The organism is Sporichthya sp. (assembly GCF_013815995.1).
Taxonomy (GTDB): Bacteria; Actinomycetota; Actinomycetes; order Sporichthyales; family Sporichthyaceae; genus Sporichthya.
In genome coordinates this window covers 1-2,628 of record NZ_JACDFE010000367.1, presented here as the reverse complement: position 1 = coordinate 2,628, position 2,628 = coordinate 1, and the positions used below count along the sequence as shown (strand labels likewise).

The following is a 2,628-nucleotide window of genomic DNA, read 5'->3' as shown; positions in this document are numbered from 1 at the left end:
CGCCTCGGGCCCGCCGTCGGTGCCGACGTCGACGGCGGCCGCCTCGGCGGGGTCCAGCCCCCAGCCTTTGAGGAGGCCGACGACGCCGGCCGCCCGCTCCGCTGAGCCGTCCTGCAGGCCGTGGTCGACGGAGACCGCCCCGGCCCGCAGCCCGGCCCGGGGCGCGACGAACGCCAGGGCCGAGGCGAGCGCGAGCGAGTCCGCTCCCCCGCTGCAGGCGACGAGCACCAGGTCTCCCGCCGGCAGGTCGGCCAGCGCGGCCCGGACGGCGGTGCGGACCTCCGCGACCGCCGGGTGCGGCCCCATCGCTTCTCAGCCCCCGCCCCGCCACCCCCGAAAGTGCAGTACGGCACCTTCAGCCGCGGACAACGCGTGCCGTACTGCGCTTTCGGGGGTGCGGGCGAGGGACATGGTGCGCTTTCGGGTTCTCAGGCGCCCGCGGGCGGGGCGGGGTGGACCCGTGCGATCCAGGCGCCCGGGTCGTGCAGTTCGGTCAAGCTCGGCAGGGTCTCCGGGGAGTCCCAGACCTTATTGAACCCCGTCATCCCGACCCCGTCGACGACGGCGCTGACGAACTTCACGCCGTCCGCGTACTGCTTGAGCTTGGCCTCCAGCCCGAGCAGGCGCCGCATCAGCGCCTCCAGCCCGGTGGCCGACTGTCGGCGCTGTTGGAAGGCCGCCCGGATGTCGGAGACCGACGGGATCACCTCGGGCCCGACGCCGTCCATCACGTAGTCGGCGTGACCCTCGAGCAGGCTCATCACGGCGGTGATCCGGTCCAGGGCGACGCGCTGCCCCGGCGTGGACACCAGATCGATGATCGAGCCCTCCCCCCGGGCAATGCCGCCGAGGCCCTGCAGACCCCGTCCCACCTGTCGCAACATCGCGGCCGGGTCGACGTCGGTGGCCGCCAGGAACTCCCCGATCTCCGAGCGGACGTGGTCGGCCAGCCAAGGGACCGCGGTGAACTGGGTGCGGTGGGTCTCCTCGTGCAGGCAGACCCAGAGCCGGAAGTCGGTCGGGTCCAGGTGCAGCTCACGCTCGACCGCGACGATGTTCGGCGCGACCAGAAGCAGGCTGCCGCGCTCACCCTCCTTCGCCTCCGGCGAGGGCAGGAACGGCTCGTACTGGCCCAGCACGCGGGACCCGACGAACGCCAGCAGCGCGCCGAGTTCGGCCCCGGTGACCCGGGACCCGACCCCGTTCATCACAGCGCCGGTCGCCCCGGTGCGCTCCTCGGCCATCCGGTCCAGCAGCGGGGCGATCAGCCCGCTGAAGGAATCGATGTTCACCTCGAGCCAGCGGTCGCGGTCCACCACAAGCACCGGCGGTTCCGCGCCCTGCGGCGTCATGCCGGTGAAGTCCCGGACGTAGGCGCGGGAGTCCAGCGCCAGGGTCCGCAACTGCCCGACCACCTGCGTGATCTCGATCGCGGTCCGCCGCGGCGGCGCCGCCATCAGCCGCCGTCCGGTAGCCCGGGCCATGCCCCAGTCGATCATCGCGCCACCCGTGCTCATGGACGGCAACGGTACGGGCCGCCGTTTTCGGACGTGCCCGCACTCTCCCGATAGTGGAGTTGAGCACCTGTTCTACGCCGAACACCGGTGTTCAACTGCACTATCGGGGGAGTTTGAGCGCGGTAAAGGCGCGGCGCTCTACGTGCAGCCGCAGCGGGCGAGGACGCCGGCGACGCGGTCCCAGGTGGTGCGCACGGCGATGCCGGTGCCGGGGCGGACGGCGTCGGCGGCCACGTCGAAGGCGAGCATCCGGCCGGAGGCGTCGATCAGCACGCCGCTGAGGGAGACCACGCCGGTGAGGTAGCCGCTCTTGCCCCGCAGCAGCCCGCGGGCGCCGGCGGCGGAGCCGGTGAAACGGCTGGCCAGCGTCCCGTTGGTGCCGGCGATCGAGAGCCCGGCCACCAGCGGACGCAGCTGCGGGTGCGGACCGGCGGCGGCGACGGCCAGCGTGTGCGCGATCACCTGGGGCGGGATCCGGTCGTCGCGGGACAGCCCGCTGCCGTCGTGCAGGGTGACCCCGGTGACGTCGATCCCGAGCGCAGTCAGTTCGGCCAGCGCCGCGGCGGCGCCGTCGACGAAGCTGCCGGGCCGGCCGCGCGCGATCGCGACCTGGCGGATCAGCGCCTCGGCCACGTCGTTGTCGGACTCGACCAGCATGTGCTCGACGAGCGCCGACATCGGCGCCGACGCGACATCGGCGATGGTCTCGGAACCCTCCGGCGCGGTGCCGGGCGTCGGCGCACCCAGCACGTCCAGGCCGCGGCGCTCCAGCTCGGCCGCGAACAGTTGCGCGGTGTGCAGCGCCGGGTCGTCCAGGCGGCCGCCGTCCAACGGGCCGAGCCGGGCCTGGTCGGCCGAGAGCCCCATCACCGGTCCGACCACATCGCCGGTGTAGGACCGCTCCCAGTTCGGCGAGGCGGCCGGGCCGCTGAACACGCCCGCGTCGAAGCGCAGCCGGACCTGGGTGACGCCCGCCGCGCTCAGGTCCTGCGCGGTCTGGCCGGCCAGGTCGACCAGGCTGGCCCGGCGCGGGTAGGCGGGCAGCTTGGAGGTGCCGGCCGGCAGCGAGGACAGCAGGGGGTCACCCCCGCCCACCAGCACGATGCGGGCC

The 2,628-nt window shown here is 74.0% G+C and carries 3 protein-coding genes; all 3 read right to left on the bottom strand.

Features of this window, described 5'->3' with window-relative positions; genetic code table 11:
* Positions 1-306 (bottom strand): ATP-binding protein (locus tag H0X00_RS23335; RefSeq protein ID WP_293775214.1); only part of this gene is annotated, 306 nt, incomplete at its 3' end.
* Between the two features lie 122 nt (positions 307-428).
* A complete protein-coding gene (locus H0X00_RS23330; protein WP_293775213.1) occupies positions 429-1,517 on the bottom strand; it encodes a zinc-dependent metalloprotease in 1,089 nt (362 codons plus the stop codon).
* Positions 1,518-1,655: 138 nt separating this feature from the next.
* Positions 1,656-2,628, bottom strand: a 973-nt coding sequence (gene dacB, locus H0X00_RS23325; RefSeq protein ID WP_293775212.1) for a D-alanyl-D-alanine carboxypeptidase/D-alanyl-D-alanine-endopeptidase, incomplete at its 5' end; no start/stop codon positions are given.